This window comes from Paenibacillus sp. FSL R5-0766, from assembly GCF_037971845.1.
In the GTDB taxonomy this organism is placed as follows: Bacteria; Bacillota; Bacilli; order Paenibacillales; family Paenibacillaceae; genus Paenibacillus.
The window spans coordinates 895,429-918,588 of sequence record NZ_CP150227.1; the positions used below are offsets into that span (position 1 = coordinate 895,429).

19 protein-coding genes are annotated in these 23,160 nt (G+C 45.6%); 13 read left to right on the forward strand and 6 right to left on the reverse strand.

What is annotated here, in order from left to right; translation table 11 throughout:
- Positions 1-139 precede the first annotated feature (139 nt).
- Together MKY66_RS04120 and MKY66_RS04125 are read left to right on the forward strand one after the other, a co-directional pair.
- Positions 140-832: a response regulator transcription factor gene (locus tag MKY66_RS04120; protein ID WP_076215027.1), complete on the forward strand. Its 693-nt coding sequence runs from the start codon at positions 140-142 to the stop codon at positions 830-832.
- A complete protein-coding gene (locus MKY66_RS04125) occupies positions 825-2,168 on the forward strand; it encodes a HAMP domain-containing sensor histidine kinase (RefSeq protein ID WP_076215024.1) in 1,344 nt (447 codons plus the stop codon). Before MKY66_RS04120 ends, MKY66_RS04125 begins: the two co-directional genes overlap by 8 nt.
- Positions 2,169-2,404: 236 nt before the next feature.
- Here the strand turns inward: MKY66_RS04125 and MKY66_RS04130 are convergent, their stop codons facing one another.
- Positions 2,405-3,940 (reverse strand): carboxylesterase family protein, encoded by a 1,536-nt coding sequence (locus MKY66_RS04130; RefSeq protein ID WP_076215021.1) that lies wholly within the window; start codon positions 3,938-3,940, stop codon positions 2,405-2,407.
- 81 nt (positions 3,941-4,021) lie between these two features.
- On the opposite strand from MKY66_RS04130, the gene MKY66_RS04135 reads away from it, so the two are divergent.
- On the forward strand, positions 4,022-4,831 hold the full coding sequence (locus MKY66_RS04135) for an AraC family transcriptional regulator (RefSeq protein WP_076215018.1): 810 nt from the start codon (positions 4,022-4,024) through the stop codon (positions 4,829-4,831).
- A 2-nt stretch (positions 4,832-4,833) separates the two neighbouring features.
- Here the strand turns inward: MKY66_RS04135 and MKY66_RS04140 are convergent, their stop codons facing one another.
- Both MKY66_RS04140 and MKY66_RS04145 read right to left on the reverse strand, forming a co-directional pair.
- Positions 4,834-5,037 (reverse strand): hypothetical protein, encoded by a 204-nt coding sequence (locus MKY66_RS04140; RefSeq protein WP_074093540.1) that lies wholly within the window; start codon positions 5,035-5,037, stop codon positions 4,834-4,836.
- On the reverse strand, positions 5,038-6,201 hold the full coding sequence (locus MKY66_RS04145) for a glycoside hydrolase family 27 protein (protein ID WP_076215015.1): 1,164 nt from the start codon (positions 6,199-6,201) through the stop codon (positions 5,038-5,040).
- A gap of 514 nt (positions 6,202-6,715) precedes the next feature.
- Here MKY66_RS04145 and MKY66_RS04150 point away from each other — a divergent pair.
- Entirely contained in the window at positions 6,716-7,423 is a 708-nt protein-coding gene (locus MKY66_RS04150; protein ID WP_076215013.1) for a DNA alkylation repair protein, read from the forward strand.
- 578 nt (positions 7,424-8,001) lie between these two features.
- On the opposite strand, the gene MKY66_RS04155 is transcribed toward MKY66_RS04150, so the two are convergent.
- A complete protein-coding gene (locus MKY66_RS04155) occupies positions 8,002-8,577 on the reverse strand; it encodes a TetR/AcrR family transcriptional regulator (RefSeq protein ID WP_074093544.1) in 576 nt (191 codons plus the stop codon).
- A gap of 201 nt (positions 8,578-8,778) precedes the next feature.
- On the opposite strand from MKY66_RS04155, the gene lpdA reads away from it, so the two are divergent.
- From lpdA to MKY66_RS04175, 4 genes are all read left to right on the forward strand, one after another.
- Positions 8,779-10,182, forward strand: a complete 1,404-nt coding sequence (gene lpdA, locus MKY66_RS04160; protein ID WP_076215010.1) for a dihydrolipoyl dehydrogenase — start codon at positions 8,779-8,781, stop codon at positions 10,180-10,182.
- A gap of 221 nt (positions 10,183-10,403) precedes the next feature.
- A complete protein-coding gene (locus tag MKY66_RS04165; RefSeq protein WP_076215007.1) occupies positions 10,404-11,036 on the forward strand; it encodes an HlyD family efflux transporter periplasmic adaptor subunit in 633 nt (210 codons plus the stop codon).
- A complete protein-coding gene (locus tag MKY66_RS04170; protein WP_076215004.1) occupies positions 11,020-12,192 on the forward strand; it encodes an ABC transporter permease in 1,173 nt (390 codons plus the stop codon). Before MKY66_RS04165 ends, MKY66_RS04170 begins: the two co-directional genes overlap by 17 nt.
- A gap of 363 nt (positions 12,193-12,555) precedes the next feature.
- On the forward strand, positions 12,556-13,737 hold the full coding sequence (locus MKY66_RS04175; RefSeq protein WP_036668338.1) for a DUF4317 domain-containing protein: 1,182 nt from the start codon (positions 12,556-12,558) through the stop codon (positions 13,735-13,737).
- 171 nt (positions 13,738-13,908) lie between these two features.
- Here the strand turns inward: MKY66_RS04175 and MKY66_RS04180 are convergent, their stop codons facing one another.
- Positions 13,909-14,040, reverse strand: a complete 132-nt coding sequence (locus MKY66_RS04180) for a hypothetical protein (protein WP_256704313.1) — start codon at positions 14,038-14,040, stop codon at positions 13,909-13,911.
- Between the two features lie 47 nt (positions 14,041-14,087).
- Positions 14,088-15,035: an AraC family transcriptional regulator gene (locus MKY66_RS04185; protein WP_076215001.1), complete on the reverse strand. Its 948-nt coding sequence runs from the start codon at positions 15,033-15,035 to the stop codon at positions 14,088-14,090.
- 171 nt (positions 15,036-15,206) lie between these two features.
- Here MKY66_RS04185 and MKY66_RS04190 point away from each other — a divergent pair, with 171 nt between their 5' ends.
- The 5 genes from MKY66_RS04190 (at position 15,207) to MKY66_RS04210 (ending at position 23,067) form a co-directional block, all read left to right on the forward strand.
- Positions 15,207-16,226 carry a glycoside hydrolase family 88 protein gene (locus tag MKY66_RS04190; RefSeq protein ID WP_076214998.1) on the forward strand — a complete coding sequence of 340 codons (1,020 nt, stop codon included), beginning with the start codon at positions 15,207-15,209 and terminating at the stop codon, positions 16,224-16,226.
- 13 nt (positions 16,227-16,239) lie between these two features.
- Positions 16,240-18,420, forward strand: coding sequence for a 1,3-beta-galactosyl-N-acetylhexosamine phosphorylase (gene gnpA, locus MKY66_RS04195; protein ID WP_076214995.1), 2,181 nt, complete (start codon positions 16,240-16,242; stop codon positions 18,418-18,420).
- A gap of 210 nt (positions 18,421-18,630) precedes the next feature.
- Complete coding sequence (locus tag MKY66_RS04200) at positions 18,631-19,479, forward strand: GNAT family N-acetyltransferase (RefSeq protein ID WP_076214992.1); 849 nt, start codon at positions 18,631-18,633, stop codon at positions 19,477-19,479.
- 199 nt (positions 19,480-19,678) lie between these two features.
- Positions 19,679-21,481, forward strand: a complete 1,803-nt coding sequence (locus tag MKY66_RS04205; RefSeq protein WP_076214989.1) for a sensor histidine kinase — start codon at positions 19,679-19,681, stop codon at positions 21,479-21,481.
- A gap of 11 nt (positions 21,482-21,492) precedes the next feature.
- Entirely contained in the window at positions 21,493-23,067 is a 1,575-nt protein-coding gene (locus MKY66_RS04210) for a response regulator (RefSeq protein ID WP_076214986.1), read from the forward strand.
- The last annotated feature ends 93 nt before the right edge of the window (positions 23,068-23,160 follow it).

The window sequence follows — 23,160 nt, forward strand, 5'->3', positions numbered from 1 at the left end:
AATAACTTCTACATATTTACAGTATAAGACGAAATTATTAAGAGATACCTACATAACTTCTGAAGAATTCTTAAGTCGATTGTATTTGCTGGTAGTCGCTAATAGCGCATATTATACTGAAATTAGACGGAGGGATCAGATGAGCAAGAAAATTCTAATTGCTGATGATAACAGTGAAATTCGTGAAATTGTAAGGATTTTGTTAGAGAGTGAGAATTTTGAAGTGATTGAAGCGATAGATGGTCAAGATGCGATTGATAAAGTGAACGAAGAGACGGATCTCATTATTTTGGATATGATGATGCCCAATAAATCGGGGCTGAAGGCGTGTCTGGAGATTCGTGAAAAAACAAGCGCACCGATCCTGTTTCTCACGGCGAAAACGCAGGATTCTGACAAACAATTGGCCTTTTCCTCAGGCAGTGATGACTTTTTGTCCAAACCCTTTTCCTATACAGAACTCGTTTCGCGGGTGAAGGCTTTACTGCGGAGGTATTATGTATATCGTGGCAAGGAGAAGACGGAAGAAGCGGACCAAATTATCGTTAAGGATCTTACCGTCCATCAGGATTCAAAAGCCGTGTTTGTTGGGGAGAAGGAGATTGCTCTGACAGAAATTGAATACCAGATATTGCTGCTATTGGCTAAGAAGCGACGAAAGGTATTCTCGGCAGAAAATATATATGAGAGTGTTTGGGGGCAACCATACTTTTATACGTGTAATAACACAGTGATGGTTCATATTCGTAATTTGAGAGGCAAACTGGAGGATGACCCGCAGAACCCTAAATATGTGAAGACCGTTTGGGGGAAGGGGTACAAAATTGAATAGATTATTAATCGGAAAAAAGCTGAAGATTAAACTGGTTCTGGCGGTTGTCATTTCTTTGGTCATTTCCATAAGTGCACTCGTTATTTTACAAGTTGTTGGCGAGACTGTATTGGATAGTTATTTAAGCAAATCCACTTTTGTAGAGAACAGGCAGCAAGATGCGCTGGATCGATTCGAAGCATTTGTGAATAACCAGAACGTGTCAACCCGTGATCATGAGGAATTGTCTGCTTGGATAAGACATGAGCGCTACTTAAATCTGTATATTTTTGCAAAAGACAAATTGATATTTTCCTCCAACACGGAAGTTGATCCTGCCATTAATGAAGAGTTGTTAACTCAATTTGTGCCATCGAAAATACCCATCACCACCATCCATTTTGCGGATCAGGATGCCCAGATATACTTGGTTAGCTTTTATGAGTATCAATATTACAACCTCATTCTGATTATTGGTGTTTTCATAGCGGCCATTGTGTTCATTGTTTCCTTTCTACTGATGATTAATAAGAAAACATCTTATATTGGCGTGCTTGAACAAGAGATCAAAATACTCGAAGGTGGAAATTTGGATTATTCGATCACGATATCGGGAAAGGATGAACTGTCATCTCTGGCCCAGAGTATTGATGAGATGAGGAAATCATTTGTGGAGCGGCTGGACAGCGAGGAGAGGGTCAGGATGGCCAACCGTGAATTGATCACGGCGATTTCCCATGATTTGCGAACGCCACTCACGATTCTATTAGGATATATGGATATCATAGAGCTAAACAAATATAAGACACATGAGGATCTGTTGCAGTATATTCATAATAGCCGGGAGAAGGCCTATCAGATCAAAGTGCTGTCAGACAAACTATTCGAATATTTTACGGTATCCTCGGCCGCTGAAGAAGAGGAAGTAGAATTTGAAATGTATGAGGGCAGAGCGCTTATCGATCAACTCATAGATGAGCAATTAGTGGTTTTGGACGATATAGACGTGCAGGTTCAGACAGATGCACATCATGAGGAGTTTTTGCTGGAAATCAATCTGGTCGCCATGCGTCGCGTAATGGATAACATATTTTCAAATATTCGAAAATACGCCGATCCAGGGCATCCCGTTCATATCCAGATTTCTTTGAAGCAACAATGGGTCATTCTTGAGGTGGAGAATAAGATTAAACATGTTGGCAAAAAGAATGATAGCAATGAAATCGGGCTCGTTAGTTGTCAGAAAATGATCCAGCAGCACAACGGGACGTTGACAGTATCGGAGGAAGAAGATACCTTTTCACTACAGATTAAGCTACCTGTCATCTTCAACAAATCAACTCAGACTCATATATAATGGAGGGGAGAGAGACGTTATCATTATCGCGAGCAACAAAAACGAATCTCCTTGAATGATGCTGAATGTTCGTGGGATTCCTTTGGCTGCCTGATTGTTACCTTAGGCTTCTGTAGTTGGGTAACTTGCTAAATAGGCATACGCGAATGAACATCGCTCTACCATTCACACTATACAAAAAGAGCCATGCGACAGCATGGCTCTTACATATATCGTGAGAGGGCAAACCTCATGTTTTAAACAACAGGTGCATTCTGTTTCTTGAAATATTGTTCAATTAAAAACGCGAGCATCGGTCCGGGCTCAGCCTTCTGTAATTGAGCCTGATCGCCAAATTCTATTAGATACGGCTGTTCCGTAGTACAAGGAGTCCAATGAGGCATCAGCTTTCCGGTGGAGTCCGAACCGTTTGGGTCACCTGTAGCAATAAAGTTGGATAAGTAATTACACATCTGGCGAGCCAGATCATAATGCTTGCCTGTGAAAGGCCGCCAGCATTTGGCAAGTGTTTCGAAGAAAAACCACAGATCGACGGAGTGAAAAGTGCCTGGTTGGTCCCAGCCCGGAATCTCGGCGTCGAAGTTATAATAGTAGAGAGGCGTTTCAGACGGATGACCGCTGTTCGCACGGATGGCGAGCAGAATGGCATGTTGGATCATGCGGACCGATGCTTGTTGCAAAGCATGTTCGATTTGTTCGGTATCAGCCTCACATAGCTGCAAAAAGGCAGGAGCGTCTTCGCCAAACAACTCCACAGCCATCTGCTTCAGTTCTTCCAGATTGCCTGCGGCGGGCCGGGTCCAAAATTCAGAAGACGTATGCCCCAGCATTACGGGTATCGCCTCGCGCTCCTGCTGAACAAAACGAGTAAACGGATCGCCTGCGCAGAATTGTTCGTCGATGACGGTTCCCCAGAAGCTTTTGTATTCGAGTGCTTTGTCACGGAGATATTCAGCTTCCAGTTGTCTCGCCTCAGTCAGGGAAGATACGCCCAGGAAGCCGAAAAACTCAACCCCTGCTTGCTCTGCATCCCTTAGTGTGGAACGGACAGAAGGCACGCGGACCTTCGGGTACAACTCGGTAGCTATACCGCTCATGATGACGGCTCGCTGGAACAAGCCTTTATTTTGAGGAGAGGTCATCTGGCTGAGTACACTTCCTCCGCCTGCCGACTGTCCGCCGATGGTGATCTGGTCTGGATCACCACCAAAGGCGGCAATGTTGCGTTTGACCCACTGGGTACCTGCTTGTTGATCAAGATGACCAAAGTTGGCGGGTGCATGGGGGGATTCGCCACTAATCTCAGGATGGCACAGGAAGCCAAAGGCATTCAGCCGATAATTAATCGTCACAACGACAATACCTCTACGAGCGATTCGTTCGCCATCAAATTCCATTTCGGCTGTATGGCCGACTTGTAGGCCCCCGCCGAAATACCAGACAAAAACAGGCAGCTTCTCGTCCGTGCGCTTGGCTGGTGTCCAGACATTCAGATACAGACAATCCTCGTCCATGGGCAGGTCGGGATCAACAGCCCATTCGCGGGTATAGATATTGTTATCATCGATGACTGTTGGGGCTTGCATGGAGATGGGGGCAAAATCAAATGCTTGCAGTACACCTTCCCAGTTCGACTGCGGCTGCGGAGCTCGCCAGCGGTTCTCACCTACAGGAGGTGCGGCAAAAGGAATTCCCTTGAAGCTGGTAATCCGCGGGTCCGCCGCGGGCAGTCCTTGCACTTGTCCATGTTCTACCGTAACCATTCTAAGCATACAACATTCTCCTCTCTGGATTTAGCGTGTAAGCATTACCGAACATCTGATCAACGTGGCATTAGAAAGGGGGAATCAAGGTTGAATCCGATTTGGCATGAGAGCAGTAGAGCCAGTAATTTGTATTTTATCAGCGGTGGTCACAAACCAGCCAACGCTCACCAATGGGGGCCAGGCGTACGTGACGTTTATGCGCTGCACTATGTTATCCGCGGCCAAGGGACGCTGGAGACGGGCGGCCACGTTTTTCGGCTCGTTACGGGGGAAAGCTTTATCATATTTCCGCAAAAGGAAATTTACTATTATCCAGACCCGCAAGATCCATGGGAGTACGTCTGGGTGGAGTTTAGCGGTGAGGATGCCGGGCGGATGCTGGGGCTGACACAGCTCTCAGAGGTACAACCCGTGGTGACGGTGTCGCCGGAGACACTGCAGCCCTTTTTCCACCTTGCCTGGAACGCGGGTGCATCATCCTATGAATTACTACGGGCGGATGCGCGTTTGCGTCTGTTGCTCTCCTACTATATGGAACATTATCCGAAAGAGCCGCAGGTAGACGCCAAGGATTATGTTTGGCTGGCGAGAAAGTACATCGAGCAGAACTACTGGAAGCCGACATTAACCGTCACCGAGATTGTAAAGGCAGTTAATCTGGAGCGCAGTTATTTGTTTCGTCTGTTTAAGGCAGCAACCGGCAAGTCTGTTTTGGAGTATATTACATCCTGCCGAATCGGACGCGCCTGTGAACTGCTGAAGACGTCGGATCTACCGATTCAATCGGTAGCCTATTCTGTCGGCTACAATGACCCGTTATATTTTTCCAAAGTATTCAAGAAAGCAACTTCACACACGCCAACATCGTTCATGATGCTGCACCGGACAAAGGCATAACGTTAACGGAACAGGGCGCAGTTCCCGGACTCTCGGAAATAACGGATCAGCTTCTCAATAGGCTCACGTCCACAGTTAAGCTTCACTCCTATACAATCAATGCACAGAAATTGCTGGGCAGAGCGCGAGATCAATTTGAGGTAGATGCCCACATCGTCTGAAGAGAGCGGGACCTGACAGGAGGTGCACAGGCGATGTTGAGCCATCTATTTCACCAGTTTGGCACGCACAACTAAACAATCATGTGCTGCGACAACGGGAGCGAAGCGTTCACGGAACACGCCAAGCTCTTGATGTTCCCAGCAGTCATACAGGGACAGGGCATAACCGGCAGCGTAAGGCAGACCCATATCCCAAAATTGCAAAGACAATTCCCGCTGGCTGTCACTCAGGTTGAAGAAACCAATAGCTAGATCTCCATCTGTGAGTACCTTCACCAGCATAAATACATCGTCTGTGTGAAACCATTGCGGTTCTGGTTTAATGCGGTAAGCTCCGCGCGCTTCTACATCCTGATTGATAGCGATCAGGTCAGGATTCAGGAGAATATCCTTTGTAATCTGGTTAGCCTTACGCACGTCACATCCAATCATTAGCGGTGAACCCATGATGGACCAGAGAGAGAAGTGGGTTTTATATTCGATGTCGTTGCATCCGCCGATGCTGCCAATATAATCATTGTTGCTTCCACCGTACATACCTACAATCAGCATATCCATGTCGTTATGGCAGAAGGAGCCGGTGTAGCTTTGTTTTCCCAGTTGGGACAGGGCAAGTTCCTTCACTGAATCCCAATTGTCGCGGATATCGCCGGTGGAGCGGTACATATGAGCGCCCGATTCCCGAATCCAATCGTATACGTCGTCGGCTCCCCAGTTGCAGGCGGAGAACAGGATATCGCGTCCGCAGTTTTTGAGCGCAAGGCTCATCCGTTTGTACAGCAGCTCTCCTGAGATATGGCGCGGCTTGAAGCAGTAATCATACTTCAAATAATCAACGCCCCATTCGGCAAAAAGGGTAGCATCCTGGAATTCATGCTCGAAGCTGCCTGGATACCCGGCACATGTATGTGTACCCACGCATGAATACATTCCGAACTTTAGTCCTTTGCTATGGATATAATCGGAAAGCGCTCTCATTCCACTCGGGAATTTCTCCGGGTCAGCCACCAGATTACCGCTCGCATCACGTTCCTTCAGGCTCCAGCAATCATCAATGACAATATACTCGTAACCAGCGGCCAGATAACCTTCCGATACAAACACATCAGCGACATCCCGAATTAATTGTTCGTTAATATCCCACGTAAAGGTATTCCACGAATTCCAGCCCAGGGCAGGGGCAAAGCCTAACACTTGATTGTTGCTCATGCTCTCGCATCCTTCCTCATCTCGGTTTGGTTAACAACACTAAACTGAACATAAACGATGAGCGACGTTTCCTGCCATAGCTTAACGTTGCTTGCACATGGACATATGTTGCTCTGCTTGTGCAGGGAGAATTATCTCTTCCAATCCGGCTCTCGGCAGGTATCAGAAGTTGCCGGTAGAAGCATAAGAAAGGAAAAATGTCTGTCTGCAAAGAAGGTATATCTATCTTTTCAGGGAGCTGTGCGAAACAATGGTATAGATGTTATGATCGATGATAATGCTCGAATAGGTTGTCAGAGCAACAGGGAAATTTGAATAGTATTCAGTTTTTTTAGGAAAAATACCCCAGTGGCGAATTCCTCATACGAAAGGTTACAATCGCGCCGGGACGATAATGCATATGGCAGAATGGTCCCAATTGGATAATGTGCGATTTCCATCGGTTTTTCGTTAAACATAAGTGACTGTTTGATATGATCAGATATATAATTTATAGGATTGGGAGTGTCACGAAATGAATCTAGATGAAGTGATGCAGGAGCTAGAAGCGCTGGGCAAAGAACGAACGAAAAAAATCTATATCTCCAATGGTGCGCATGAACCGTTATTTGGCGTGGCAACCGGGGCGATGAAACCAATGGCGAAGCGGATCAAAAAGGATCAACCTTTGGCAGAGCAACTATATGCAACGGGAAATTATGATGCGATGTACTTTGCTGGCGTGATAGCCGATCCTCAAGCGATGACGGAAGCCGATTTTGACCGTTGGATTGACGCTGCTTATTTTTACATGATCTCTGACTTCATCGTTGCCGTCACGTTGGCAGAGACGGATATTGCTCAAGAAGTTTCGGATAAGTGGATCGCCAGCGGAGATGAATTGAAAATGTCAGCAGGATGGAGCTGTTACTGTTGGTTGCTCGGCAGTCGAAAGGATGCTGAATTTTCGGAGAATAAACTGATGGAGATGCTAGAACAGGTCAAAAAGACGATTCACGAATCTCCGGAACGAACGAAATATTCGATGAACAACTTCCTGTATACCGTTGCAACATCCTATCAACCGTTGCACGATCAGGCAGTGGAAACGGCCAAGGCCGTCGGCCCTGTCGAAGTGAACAAGGACATGCCCAAGAGCAAGCTGCTGAATGCCTCTGAGAATATCCAAAAGGCAGTGGAAAAAGGGCGGACGGGGTTCAAACGTAAATATGTAAGATGCTGAAATTTTTGCCGTATCATCAGTTTCAACTTACGGAACATATGGTTATCGTGGGATTGAAATCCACAATCTCCATGTTATAATGAGGACAGAAACAGCTTATAATGCAAAGAGAGCCGTGCGGTAACACGACTCTCTGACGCAATAGCCGCTTTTAAGGGCGGTGGGCTTAACAAGAGGATACACGATCAAGTAGACCGCAACCTTTGCAAGGGTGGGCGGTCTACTTGTGTTTATTGGACAGCAGCGCTACAATCAGCGAACCGAAGGTAAGCATTAGCATAATCGCTTCAAATACTGTCACAAGGCATCACCTCCCTTCCGGGAGATTAGCCGACCGCCCATATAAGCCTTTCCATTGCTCTGTGAGTATACCATATTTTTCTTGGAGCTAATAGATGAACAATAATTCGTTTTTATAAAAGTTTTGGAATGTTAATGACCTCGTACTTTATATGCGAGAAGAGCGTTACGGTGGCTAGTATGGAAGTTATTTAGTTGCAAACAGATAAGAAAAACACGCCATTTATTGGCGTGTTTTTTGTTGACAGCTAGATAATAAGCATATAGCAACATCAAGGCTACATATCGTTCCTTTTAACCATTTCTTTGGCTTGCTGCCTGCCCGCCGAGAGAAAGCTGTCGCTAAGCTCAGGATCACTAACAGAGCGTGCAAGTACAAGCGAGCCAACCATTGTACTGAACAGTGCACGACCTCTGGACACATCGATCTCAGCCAGATTGGAGATAAAAGCGATCATCCGCTCCAATTCATGGGTAAATACCTGCCGAACCTCTTCGGACGAACGGGATATTTCGCTGGAAAGGGCGGGGAAAATACAGCTCATTTCCGTTTGGTCGCGGTGATACGGACTCAAATAATAATCGATTACTTTATTAATTTTGGAATTCTGCTCTTCCTGATCAGCCACGTTCTGTAGAAGTGTAATGGTATCACTAATGGCATATTCACAGGCTTCGGCAACCAATTGTTCCTTGTTGTCAAAGTGTGAATAGAACCCTCCGTGAGTTAATCCAGCTCCCTTCATAATAAACGGTACACTCACCTCCTGGATACCATTGGTGCGAAAAGCTCGAGCCGCACTCTCAACAATCTTACCTCGTACTTTTATCTTATGTCCTTTGGGATAGGGCATGATCACTCACTCCATAGCTTCATCATTCTGCTTTTCTAAAATATTATAGTCATCATAATAAAGCCTGTCAATTTGGCGACTGAATATCTGTTGCTTTACAAAAGGACCAAATACGGTTGTTGACGGTCTTAAAATATGATGGTTATAATATATTACAGTCATCATATTTTAAATTCACTTCAAATCGGGAGGTATCAGAATATGAGCAAGCTTGAATCTGTGGATACGTTAGTTATTGGATCAGGTCCAGGTGGATATGTGGCGGCGCTTCGTTCTTCGCAGTTGGGGATGAAAACGGCAATTGTTGAACGTAAACAGCTCGGCGGGGTCTGTACACATGTGGGTTGCATACCATCCAAAGCCTTAATTGCGGAATCGCATCGCTATGATTTGTTCAGACAGTTCAATCAAGTTGACGCGGCAGCGACATTTAAGACTGCTCAAGATTTTAAACAGGGAGTTGTGAATAAACAGGCAGGTGGCGTCCACTATTTGTTAAAGACTGCGGGTGTGAACATTCTGGAAGGAGAGGCCAGTCTGGTGGATGAGCACACAGCCATGATCCAGCAAACTGGAAAGGAGCAAAACATTTCTTTTAAAAATCTCATACTGGCAACGGGGTCTCGTCCAATTGAGCTGCCAGCATTTCCAGTTGGAGGCCGCATCTTATCTTCCACTGAAGCATTATCTCTACAGGAGGTTCCGAGTAGTCTGATCGTGATCGGCGGAGGTTATATTGGGGTGGAGCTTGGACAGATGTATGCCAAATTCGGAACCAAGGTAACGATTCTGGAGGGAGGCGCACAAGTATTGCCTGGATTCGAGGCGGAACTTGCAGCCCCTGTAGTCAAACAATTAAAGGCGGACGGCATCCAGATCGTAACCGGAGCGATTGCCGAAAAGGTGGAGCACAAGGCGAATTCCATTACACTTCATTATTCAAAAAATCAGGAGCAGCATCAGGTTACAGCGGAATATATATTGGTCACAATCGGCAGGAAACCCAATACAGACGGCCAGTTAGGACTGGAACGCATAGGCTTGCCCGTAACAAACAAAGGACTGGTTGAGACGGATGAACAGTGCAGAACGGTTATCCCACACATTTATGCCATTGGAGATATTACGGCCGGTCCGGCGCTCGCTCACAAGGCCTCCTATGAAGCCAAAGTAGCTGCAGAGGCCATTGCGGGTCTTACCTCCAAAGTGGATTACAAGGTGATTCCGCTTGTTGTCTTTTCGGAACCGGAGCTATCCAGTGTTGGGGTAAGTGAGACGGAAGCCAAAGCACAGGCCGTTCCGGTGATTATTGGAAAATCTTCTTTTGGAATCAACGGAAGAGCATTGGCGTTAAGGGAAACCGAAGGTTTTGTGAAAATAGTGGCTGACCCGACTTCAGGAATTGTCATTGGCGCGCAAATCGTCGGCGTGGAGGCATCCACACTGATATCGGAGCTTGCACTTGCGGTCGAGATGGGGGCAACCGTGGAAGATCTGGCCATGACGATTCATCCTCATCCGACTTTGGGAGAAGTGATCATGGAGGCAGCCGAGAACGCAGTCACCAAAATGATGATGAAAAGTAAAAGTGCACAGCAAATTTAACTATATAAATTGAACTAAACATTTACACGAAACGGAGAGGACAGAAAGAACCTGAAGAAGCGGAGCGTTCGCCTTTATCACTGGATTTACCCTTTATAAAAGGAATCAAAAAATCTGGGGATAACAGCGATCGGAAGGTTGTTCTGTCATCGGAGTGTCCAGTGTAAATATTTTTAGTTCAACTTGTATACACGAGTATTGGGAATGGGAGAGATAAAAGAATGAAGATAAAAGCGGGTTTGTATATTGGAATTGCGATGGTGCTCATTGTTGGAGGTTCACTTTTGGCTGTTAAAGGGAAGGATGCTGTAAGTCAGGCCGAGAGCCGGAAACAAGGCATACTTGAGGCAGAGCAAACGACATTGTTTTATCAGAATAGTCCTGGGGCGATTGCAGAGGCGGGCGCGTCTGCAGGTGACTCCGTGAGAGAGGGAGAGGTGCTTTTTAAAGTGAAATCAGCCGGGGAGGGAGATAAGGAGGTACTCGCACCGTATGACGGATTGGTTGACCGAGTTAATGTAGAGAAGGGGGATCAAGTTCAAGCAGGAGTCCCGCTGGCAGTTGTACAAAAGAATACGTATTACACCGACCTTTACATACAGGAAAGTGAAATTCAACAGCTTGAAGTGAATCAAAGTATTGATGTTCATTTTCCGTATTTGGATCAGCCAATGCAGGTGAAAGGAACTGTTAATTCTATCTCATCTGCTCCTCTGTTCGCAACCTTGCGCATGTCACGGGAAAAAGGGCAAGCGGATTTAAGTATGTTTCTGGTCCGAATATCGATGGATTCGAATACCGATTTGCTTCCGGGGATGACGGCAGAGGTGAAACTTGATGAAATCACTGATTGACGAATGGAAGTACGTCGCGGGCAGTAAGTATATACAGCTAATTTTTATTGGGCCAATGATTGCAGCCTTATTTTTCGGATTAATGTTCTCGCAGAATCAACTTAATAAATCAACAGTTGTGGTCATTGATGAGGATCATAGCGAATATTCACGGCAATTGATCTCCAAAATAAATGCGTCACAATACATGAGCGTCAAAAGCGTATATGCGAGCCGAATGAGTCCTGAAACATTGCTTGCCAACGAGCAGGCTGTAGCGGTCATTATGCTTCCCAATCAGTTGGGATTGCGTCAACAACAAGGGAAATCGACGAATATCGGCATCTTGATGGATAACACGATGCCCTCGGGGTTAACCGGTATTCGCACTGCGATTCAGGAGATCATCCAGACGGAAAATATGACCCTTTCCATGACACGTCTGGTCCAAAAAGGGATGGATGCCGAGACAGCTAAAGGAATCGTGTCACCGTTATCCCTTCAGCAGCGGCTGCTGTCTAATCCAACCTCCAGTTATATCGGTTTTATGGTGCTTGGGTTTGTAAATATCGTAGTATTGATGATTACAACAAGCGCAGCGGGCTCAATTGTACCCCGGCTTCGTCAGGAAGGGAAACTGTTTACAAACGGAAGGTCACCTTTCCAGCTATGGGTTCGGAGTGTACCTTACACTGTGTTGAGTTCGCTTTCGCTACTTCTATCCTATGGATTATTAAAGCAGGTGGGGGGAATGCGGTTTGAAGCAGAGCCTCATCATTTTATCATTCCGTTGGTTGTTTATGCTTTTGCCTTGTCACTCATGGGTATGCTGATTGGATACACTGCCAAAGACATGTCGAAAGTAAGCCTACGAACCAGCTTTGTATTGTATCCCTCCTTTCTGGCTACGGGAATTCAATTAACGCCACTGGTGTTCCCAGAACCGTTCCAAATGTTCGCATGGGCATTACCCATGAACTGGCTTAACCGTCTGATTCGTGGAATGGCGTTTAGGGACGGGGCGCTGACAGCCTACAGTCAGGAGTTGGGGGCATTGCTGATTATTATTGGCGGAGTGTCCTTGTTCATGGGATTACTGTTTCTGCGGGAAACAAGGAAAGTTTCTTCCAGCAGAGCACCCCTGTTGAATACGGATATATTACCGAGCAGTAATTAATTATTTAAGAATCGTTAAACAACGAAAAAAGACGCACGGAGTCATTCCTGTTGCGTCTTTCTGTTTTCTTTTAAATCTCATTCGTGCTCCCATACGGCGAGTTATTTTCCATATTCAAAAAATGGATCGTGATAAAGAGGGAAATACCATAGATTGTTTCTCATTAATCGTCATCATTATATGATATAATTTCTCACTGAGAGTACAGAAATGGAGAGCAAGAACGGCTTGATCCAGCTACTCCATAGCTGAGCCCATTTGTGACCTACTGCTCAGATGAAAACTTCCAAGGGAGCACTGGCTTTTAGGATATAGAGCTGCATACAGATAAAATTATTTATTATGGGAGTTGTCTAACGAATCATGAATAAAAAAGAAGTCGCGCATATACGCAAGCAGTTTAAACTCGATCACGATCTACTGAATATTTATGATATTCTCAACGTGTATATTACGAAGGAAACGAATGAGGTCTATCACTGGGAGCGTCACCCGTTCGAACTGGTGGACAGAGAGAAGCAAGAGCTGTACATGGGCAATTTCAAAAAATTGCTGACAGGTGATTTGGATCAGAAGTTGTTTGAATTGAAGTTCCAGGAAGCGGCGGAGGACCCGGCTCAGGTACTGCTTCACCAGGCGCTGGTAACAGGTGATCCGGATGAATGGCAGGATCTGATGCTGTTGCTCGTGGATCGAATGTTGGTGGATACGAAGTTTGAGCGGGACATGGTAGCTACGTTCGTGCGTGGACAGTATTACTTGCCGACCAAGGCTAGAAACGAAGCTACGGAAGAGAGTGAGAAGAATGAGGTGTTCGCCCATCCGTTCATTCTGTGCAGTGTGAATTCCACGGAGAAACAGCGGAAAACACTCTTGTTTGATTACGTGGAGAGAGAATTCAAATACAACATCATTGTAGATCCGATTATCAAATTAAGCACGCCAGAGCAAGGATTCTTGTACCCTAGCGTGACGGACAACTACTCCGATGTGAATCGTGTATTGTATTGTACAGGGAAATCCAATTTCCCGGATCCGCATTTTGTTGAAAATGTACTGAATGGAGAAAGATCCGTAACCGCACTGGAAGAACGGGCGATCTTCGAAGATATCGTGAAGGAAGTGGCCGGTGAACAGCTCGATTCAGCCACCATTGCACATGTATACGAGGAGATCAACCGAGTTATCGAAATTAACGAAGAGTCCCATGAGGAAGAACCTCCAAAGCTGGATTATAAAGATCTGGAACGTGTACTGACCGCAAGCGGTATAGAGGATCTGACAACGGAGAAAGTAGAACGTGCCTTCGAAACGATCGTTGATAACAAGAACTATGAGATGAAGGCGACCAGTGTTATGCCGAAGTTTACGTCCAAGTCCATTAAGATCGAGACCAAGGTTGCTACGATTTCGGTTAGCCCGCAAGACCTGAGATATGTGAAACAGGTGAACTACCAAGGCAGACGTTGCATCATGATTGAAGTGGACGAAGATGTCGTGATTGAAGGCTTTACCCTTAATACAGAAAAACTTATAAATGAGTAATTGATTCTAGACATTGATGATGTAAAATCATCCTGCAAGGACGAATGAACGTCCATCTATTGCAAAAATCCCAAGCCTTAAGTAACACTGAACTGCTCCCTATCATAGTAGACCATAGAAAACTACGATAGGAGCAGTTCAGTATGCCAAGGCATGGGCTTTTTTGCTGTTTCATGATTGTCGCAACAGTTGTTTGATATCCGCTGCCGGACTGGAGCCAAGCTCCTCTTTGAGCAATTCCTCCAGCACCAGGCAGCAGTTTCCATCGTCATGATGAAATCCAGCTCCAGCTGTCTGGACCACGCGAAAGCCCACTCATAATTTTCTTTTTATTGATGTTCTACGTGAATTCATACCCACCCCGTAAATTCCAATATCGACGCTTTTGCAGACTGTGCTTCTGTATGAGCGCCTTTGCGCCAGACTTTGGGTGATTCTCCCATCAGTTTGGCGAAACAGCGGTTAAAGCTGGAGATGGATCGGAAGCCGACTTGCTCAGAGATAGACAGAATGGAGGCCTCCGTGCTTTTCAATCGTTTGCATGCCTCTTCAATCCGGGTACTGTTCAGAAAATCGAGCGGTGTGGTTCCCATAATTTCATGGAACTTGCGGCGAAAATGCGTTGTACTCAGATGACACAGATCAGCGAGGTAATCGATGGTCACAGGCATCATATAGTTTTTGGTGATAAACTCTAGCACGGGTGAGATGACCAAGTCACCTTGGAGGTCTCTTTCCCGTTCGTGATCCTGAGATGACAAGCGTTCGCTGCTCGCATGAATTCGAAGCAGTTCGATATATAGAGACATCAACAAGCCATACGCGCTCTCCCGATAGTAGGGGGACTGCTGCTTCATTTCTTCAACGATTGAAGTTGCGAGCATATGAATTTTGGGATGCTGTTCCTTATTCAGAATGCAATTGGTTCCCTGAATCGCCCATAGATTCGGTTCAATGTGAGTTTGTGCTGTTTTGAGCGAATGGCGGAAGAGTTCTTCCGGTGAAAAAAAGATATATGCCCACAGGCTGGCGTTATTAGGCGAACTGTATGTGGTATGCGGAAGATAGCGGGGAATGAACGTGATGTCGCCTGCCCGAAAAGGCACAGATTCTCCCTTAATCTCCATAATGCCTCCATCTGAATAACAGATGCCAATCTCCATGTGGTTATGGAAATGAAGATGCTCACTCTTGATATCGGATATTCTCCAGCGGTCTCCACTGAGTAACAGGACAGGGAAATCAATGGGCAGGCTGTAGTGACGATATTCAATGACAGGTTTCTTCGGTTTGGGCATTTTCGAGGACTCCTATGTATAAATGATTGAAATTGCGCAGTTTTGTTATGAATATGCTTAGAATGAGACTATTTTACTGCGTACAATGGAATAAGTAAAGCGTTTACAAAAATGGACGGACACCTCTCAGGGCGCACTTGGGGGCGTGTGCGCAGGGAGAGGGGAATAACAATGCTTCAAGTGAAATATGACAGGGAACAGATTCTAAACGTAATAGACAGCGTTACCAAGAAAACACTGGATATGGATCTGACATGGGATTGGCCCGGTGGAGTGGCTTATTATGGCGTATCCAGAGCCTATCAAACGACAGGCAACCAAGAGATTCTGGACAGGCTGGTGAAATGGGCAGACGAATATATCGAGCTGGGTCTGCCAAGTTGGACGGTAAATACATGTGCCATGGGCCATGTGCTCATCACTTTATATGAAGAAACCGGGGATCAGAAATATTGGGACATTGTCCTCAGCAAAGTCGATTATCTCCAGAATCATGCACTTCGCTTTGGAGACAATGTGCTTCAGCATACGGTATCGGTTTCCAATGATTTTCCGGAACAGGCTTGGGCGGATACCTTGTTTATGGCAGCATTTTTCCTGCTCCGCGTAGGTAGCAAATTAAAAGACGAAGCCATGATTCAGGATGCGCTGAATCAGTATTACTGGCATATCAAATACCTGCAAGATCCGAGCAGCAGTCTGTGGTATCACGGTTATAACAATATTAATAAGGACCACATGTCCGGATTTTACTGGGGCAGAGCGAATGCTTGGGGAGCCTATACGATGTCTCAGGTGAAACCTCAGCTCAACGACTGGTACTTGTATCCGCAATGTATGGATGTAGAGTGTGCCCTTCGTGATCAATTGGCGGCTCTCAAGCTGGTACAGACCGAGAACGGCTTGTGGCGTACGGTTCTGGATGACGAAGAATCGTATGAAGAGGTGTCAGCTTCCGCGGGTATTGCAGCAGCGATGATCAATAACGGCAATCCACTACATACCAAATACGTGCAAAAGGCACTGGAAGGCATCCTGAACAACATTAGCGAAGATGGACGCGTGCTTGGTGTATCGGGCGGTACGGCGGTAATGAAGGATCGGGATGGCTATCGCAATATTCCAAAAGACTGGATTCAGGGCTGGGGTCAGGGCCTGGCACTCGCTTTTCTGTCCGATATGTTGAGATAGGGAGGGAACCCAATTGTCCAAATTAACCAAAGGCTCCTTTACACTACCGGGAGAATCCGGTTATGAAGCACTGACACTGGAACTTGCCGATCGCTGGGGTGCCGATGTGATCCGTGACAGTGACGGTACAAAGTTGTCTGATGAGATTATCAATGCCGGATATGGCATCTATTCAACCATTTGCATTATTCGGGATCATAATGAGTGGGCATCCCGTAATCTGGATAAACTGCAGCAATGTTTTCTCATTACGAATCCGAAGGTCGCTGTACAAGATTATGTATCCATCTATCTGATGGAGGATTTCTTCGCTGAACAATTCAGGGTGAATGATTCCAAAGAAGCGTTTAAGTATTGGCAGGTGTACGACCGAACGACTGGGGAAGAGGTACCTAGAGGACAGTGGAATTATGAAAGGGAATCTGGCAATGTTGTCATTACCGGTGTTGCTCCTTGGCATAAATACACGGTGAGTTTCATGGTCTATCGGATCTGGGAAGAGATTTCCATGTACAATCATACAACGAATAATTGGGACAAAGAGCATCTGATGCAGATTGACCCGATCTATACGGAAACACAAACCTATCTGCTGGATTGGATGGAAAAGTGGTGCCAAGACCACCCGGAAACAACGGTTGTACGTTTTACGTCCCTATTTTATAACTTCGCCTGGATCTGGGGCAGTGATGAGCGGAATCGCCATCTGTTCTCAGATTGGGGTTCATACGATTTCACGGTGAGTTCGAGAGCGCTGGATCTGTTTGCTCAAAAATTTGGGTATTCACTCTCCGCCGAGGACTTTGTAAATGGCGGTAAATATCAGGTCACTCACATGCCTGCGGATCAGCGCAAACTGGACTGGATGGCATTTATCAATGATTTTGTCATTGAATTCGGTAAAAAGTTGATTGATATTGTCCACAAACATAACAAGCTGGCGTATGTCTTCTATGATGACAGCTGGGTGGGCATGGAGCCGTACAATGATCGCTTTGAGGAATTTGGATTCGACGGCATGATCAAATGTGTGTTCTCCGGTTACGAGGCAAGAATGTGCTCAGGCGTTAAGGCTGGTACCCATGAGATTCGCTTGCATCCCTACTTGTTCCCAGTTGGCTTAGGCGGGCTTCCTACCTTCAAAGAGGGAGGAGACCCTACCCTGGATGCGAAGAAATACTGGATTAATATCCGGCGTGCGCTGCTGCGTGAGTCGATTGACCGGATTGGACTGGGTGGATATTTGCATCTGGTTGAGCCTTACCCGGACTTTGTGGATTATATCGAGAAGATTGCCCATGAATTCAGGGAAATGAAAGAGCTACATCAGGCTGGAAAGCCTTATCAGATCAAGACAAAGGTAGCCGTGCTGCATAGCTGGGGCAAGTTAAGATCGTGGACCTTGTCCGGTCATTTTCATGAAACGCATATGCATGATCTGATTCATGTGAATGAGGCATTAGCCGGGTTGCCTGTTGACGTGCAGTTTATTGATTTTGATGATATTCGTCAGGGCGCATTGAAGGATATAGATGTTGTCATCAATGCCGGCTCTGCAGGTTCAGCATGGAGCGGTGGAGAGCACTGGAAAGACCACCAATGTGTAGACATTCTGACCCAGTGGGTGCATGAGGGTGGTACCTTTATTGGCGTTAACCAGCCTTCGGCAATGGACGGGTACGACAGCTTTTTCAGAATGGCTCATGTACTTGGGGTGGATGAGGATACAGGCGCCAGAGTTGTTCATGGAAAATGGTCGTACGATACTCACGATGAGCATGGTTTGGTGCCTGAGGGGGCCAGTATACTTCCGAAAGATAACATTTATCTTACTGATGGATCAGCAGCTGTAGTGAGTGAAACGGATGGTCAGATCACACTGTCCACACATGCTTTTGGAAAAGGAAAAGGGATCTATCTGCCTTCCTTCGAATTCAGCTGGGAAAATACAAGACTACTTCTGAATTTGATTCGATTTGCGGGCAATGAATTCCATGAAACAAAGTACATTACGGATAACTTGTATACCGAGTGCGCCTACTACCCTGAGAGCAACATATTGGTTGTGATCAATAATAGTGATCAGGTTCAGTCCACGACGATCAATACAGAGCATGGAAAACAGACCGTGGAATTGGACCCGTATGATACGGTGATCACCAAAATTGGTTTAACAAAATCGGTATCCCCATAGAATAATGACTCGATAGACCGTATTCCTTAACCAGGAAGCGGTCTATTTTAGTTATTAGGGCGTGTCTGAAAACTCTGAAGAAAGCAGATTTTATCGTACGGATATTACTGTATAGTGTTAAAACTATTTAGTAGAATATTTAAATAAGGATAGGGATCATTAGCCCTAATATATTATTGTTTTCATCTTTTTAAAGGAGAGATTGCCCTAATGTACAGTTATAAAATGTTGGACCAAATAAGCATGGCAACACTTCACGAGGCGTTTGTGGATGCGTTCTCCGACTACCAGGTTAAAATGGATTTGCCTTTTTGGAAGTTTCAACAAATGCTCCAACGAAGGGGGTATCACCCCGAAATATCTATGGGAGCCTTTAAAGATGAGAGAATGGTTGGATTTGTTATCAATGGACTTCGAAGCTGGAATGGAAAGGCGACTGCATATGATCTTGGGACAGGCGTTGTTAAAGATTGCAGACGGCAAGGCATTACAAGCGATTTGCTCTTGAATATTCAAAAGCTGTTAAAAGAAAAAAATGTAGAGCAATATTTGCTGGAAGTGATCCAATCCAACGAATCTGCAGTTCAGCTGTACAGTAAACAAAACTTCAAAATTCAAAGGGAATTTTCATGTTTCCAGTTGCAAAAAGATCAATTCATACCGCAAACGACTTGCACGGTGGAATGTGTGGAGAGAATCGATGTGGAACAGTTTAAGGAATTTTGGGATGTGGAGCCCTCCTGGCAAAATTCAATTGATTCCATCTACGCTGTACCGGAGGCTTTTATCTATGTGGTAGCACGTCAGGATCACAGCATTGTTGGTTATGGCATTATAGATCAAAAAACAGGTGATATTCCACAGCTTGCAGTGAACCAAAATTACCGGGGCAAAGGTATTGCAAGCAGCATCCTGACAGAGATGGTCCAACGCACAGAATCGCCTAGAATCAGTGTCCTCAATGTGGAGTCTCATCTGAAACCGATGCAAGATTTCCTCTTGGTCAAATCAGGTTTTGAATATCATGTGGGCCAGTACGAAATGCTCTTAAAATTATAACGTGATCGCTGTTTCGACGTAGGATCAGATCGGGTTCATACGAAAATATGTGGGGTGTTAGTGTCTGTCCTGTTGGGCCAGTTGAACGGGAGGTTGAATAAAGGCTTCCCGGAAATCCTGGATTGCAGTATCCAACCCATCCCGTACTCGTTATAATAATGTTGATATATGACATGGTTAGAGGAGACAACGATAAGACATGAGCCGCAAGACTTACTGTAAGCGCATTCAGTTTCTGGATGATTGGAGTCTCAAAACCAAGTTGTACATATTGTTCATTTTTTGTGTGCTGGTCCCGGTCCTGGTCACAAATACCGTGTTTTACCAAAGCATCAAAGGTAACATTGAAGAGAAGGAGCATAGCCGATTCAATGAAATGCAGCAAAGGATCAAGTTCAACCTGCGGAACAGTATAGACAATAGCTTGTATGTGTCCAATTTTCTCTATACCGATGGAACGCTGAACCGGTTCATGGAGTTCAAGTATCGCGATCAGGAAGACTATTACTCTGCCTACTATGATATGCTTAGCAACAACAATCTGGTCAGGTACTACTACAGCTACCAGCAGGTGAATCAAATTACGTTTTATGTTGGCAATGATACCTTCGTCAATGGAGGAAACTTTATTAAGCTGGATGATGAGGTGAAGAAAAGTGATTGGTATCAGGCGCTGATGAACACGAGCGACCATATCATGATCTATTCGTATTTTGACAAACAGCAGGCGGAGATGTCGCAAAGTCAGGGAGGACGCAAAGTAAGCATTATTCGTAAGCTGGATTACTTTGGGGAGCAGCAGGTTGAAAAGGTGTTAAAGGTTGATCTGGACTACGCTTTCATCAACAAATCGCTTAAAAATGAGGGAGCAAATGGGAAGGTGTATGTCGTTTCGGATGGCAGGGTCATTTTCTCGAACGATTCAAAAATGAATCAGATGCGCAAGCCATTTAATCTGATTGCAAACAGTCCAATTGACCCTGTTCAATCCATGCAATCGATTCCCGTCGTATCCGAGGATTGGCAGATTATTGTCAGTACGGAGAAACTGGACGTTCTGTCGGAGATTGTTAATTCCAAGCTTAATTTGACTCTACTAATCATTCTTAATCTGTTGGTGCCGACACTGCTAATCTGGTTGATATCCAGATCACTGGTCATCAGAGTTGATCGGATAGCGAAGCACCTGGATCAAGTGAAGCATGAGAAATTTGAAGTGATATCGGGACCTGTGGGCAAGGACGAGATCGGCAGCCTGACCCATAGTTATAACATGATGGTCATCAAGATCAAGAACCTGATCGAGATTGTGTTTAAGGGTCAGGTGGAGCGGCAAGCCCTTGAGCTCTCCAAGAAACAGGCGGAGCTGAAAGCCCTTCAGAGTCAGGTGAATCCCCATTTCATGTTCAACACGCTTGAAACGATCCGTATGAGGAGTTTGATCAAGGACGAGCTTGAAACCTCCGATGTCATTCATAAACTGGCACTGCTGTTACGTCAGACGATCAATTGGGGCGACGATCTGATTACAATTTCAGAGGAAATCAATTTTGTGGAGAGTTATCTGAGTATCCAGCAGTATCGCTTTGGCGAAAAGTTGCAATTTGCAATCCGGATCACAGACGAATCCATTGCTGCCATGATGATACCCAAACTAACCGTTCTCACCTTTGTGGAGAATGCTTGTATCCATGGTATTGAGGGGACGTCGAATGATGGGGTCGTGGAGGTATTATTCGAAATTCGAAGTAATGAACTGTACATTTCCATTCGAGATACCGGAGTCGGTATGGATCAGGACAAGCTGGCATCGCTCCGCCAAATGATGCAAGACCCGAGTATGGATCGGATGAGCGAGCTTAGCAGCATTGGCATGATGAATGCATATATTCGGCTGCGGATGTATTTTGATGATTTCGTTCAGGTGCACATATTCAGTGAAAAGGGGAAGGGAACAACGATTGACATTCAAATTCCTCTTATGCAGGCATCTCAAGAATAAGGAGCGAGGATATGATCAACGTGCTGATTGTGGACGATGAGCCATTTATTCGCAAAGGTCTTCTATTGTTAATTGATTGGGAGTCTTACGGGTTTCAGATTTGCGGTCAGGCTTCCAATGGAATGCAGGCATTGGAGTGCATTCGCGCTATGCAGCCCGATCTGGTGATTTCCGACATTAAGATGCCGGAAATGGACGGAATGCAGCTTGCCAAAACCTTGTACGAGCAATATAGCGGTGACATCAAGCTGATTCTTCTAAGTGGATTCTATGAGTTCGGATATGCCAAGCAGGCAATTAAATACCAGGTGGATGACTATATTCTCAAGCCTATTGTGAAGACCGAACTGGTTCAGGTGCTTGAGGAGTTCAGGGTCGCATTTAATGCGCGGACAGAAGAGAAGCGATATCAGCAAAAAAAAGATCGGATTATTATGGCTCAGCATATGCAGTCAATTTTGCTTGAGGTGGCTGAGGAGGATGCTGTCACGAGTCTGCAGCCCCACTATCAAGATGCCGGCATACTGCGTTGCATCCTGATTGAGGCGGAAGCTGGTCCAGAACAGGGAACGGATTGGTGTGCTCGGGTTGAGGCATGGGTGGGCAGGCCCTTGCCGGGACAAATTTTGAAGCCATTCACAGGTGATAAAAATGCGGTTCTGCTCATGGTTACGGACCTGATGGTGAGCCGTGAGGCAGTGACCTTGGAGCAATATTTGACCCGGTTACATGCCGATCTGAGCCATGGTCAAGAGGCGGCTATTGCTTGTTATGTAGGGAAGGAAGTACATGAGTTGGAGGCGCTGCACGAGTCTTATCAATCCTGCGGCATAATGAAAAGCTTACGTTTCTTCACCACTTGCAGGCCCATTTATTACTTCGAACTTATGGATACGACTTTATTTGTTAATCGGCCGGGACAGTTCGAAAAACAATTGTTTGATGGGCTAGTTAAGTCTATTGAGGAACAGCAGACGGATGAGTTATACAGTCATGCAACGGCGATTTTTCAATTTTTTCTGGATGAGCGAATCGAGCCTGGTATTGTCCGCATCCACTTGCATTATTTGGCATACACATTGCTGGATCTCGTGAATAACGATACGGTTACTCCAGATTCCGGGCTGATGGAATCGACTTTTCTGAAGGTGAACTACGCGATGTTATCCATGGAGGAAAACATTGAACATTTATGTGAATTCTCGCTCATGTGCGCAGAGAAACTGAAGGAGCAGCAAAAGTCAAATGCGATGGGCGTATTAGCCAAAATTGAGGCCTTCATTCACGAGCATTACAGAGAAAATATCAGCCTGAAATTGCTCGGGGAGCAGTTTTACATGAATAGTGCATATCTGGGTCAGATTTTCAAAAAGCATTTCTCGATCAGCTTCAGTGATTATTTGAATCAATTGCGTATTGAGGAAGCCGCCCGGCTGTTGCGCAGAACAGATCAAAGAGTATACGAAATCGCAACAATGGTGGGATATCGGGATTCCGATTACTTTATTAGCCGGTTCGAGAAACTCATGGGGGAGACTCCTGCACAATATCGTAAAAGTGCCCATGCTGCGTACTCTCTTGATTAACATCCTGCACTCCTTGACGGAGCGGCGGGATATTTTTTTTCGCAGATGCTGGAATTAGTGGGATTCCATCTATAGTTTATCCCGTTGAGAGGG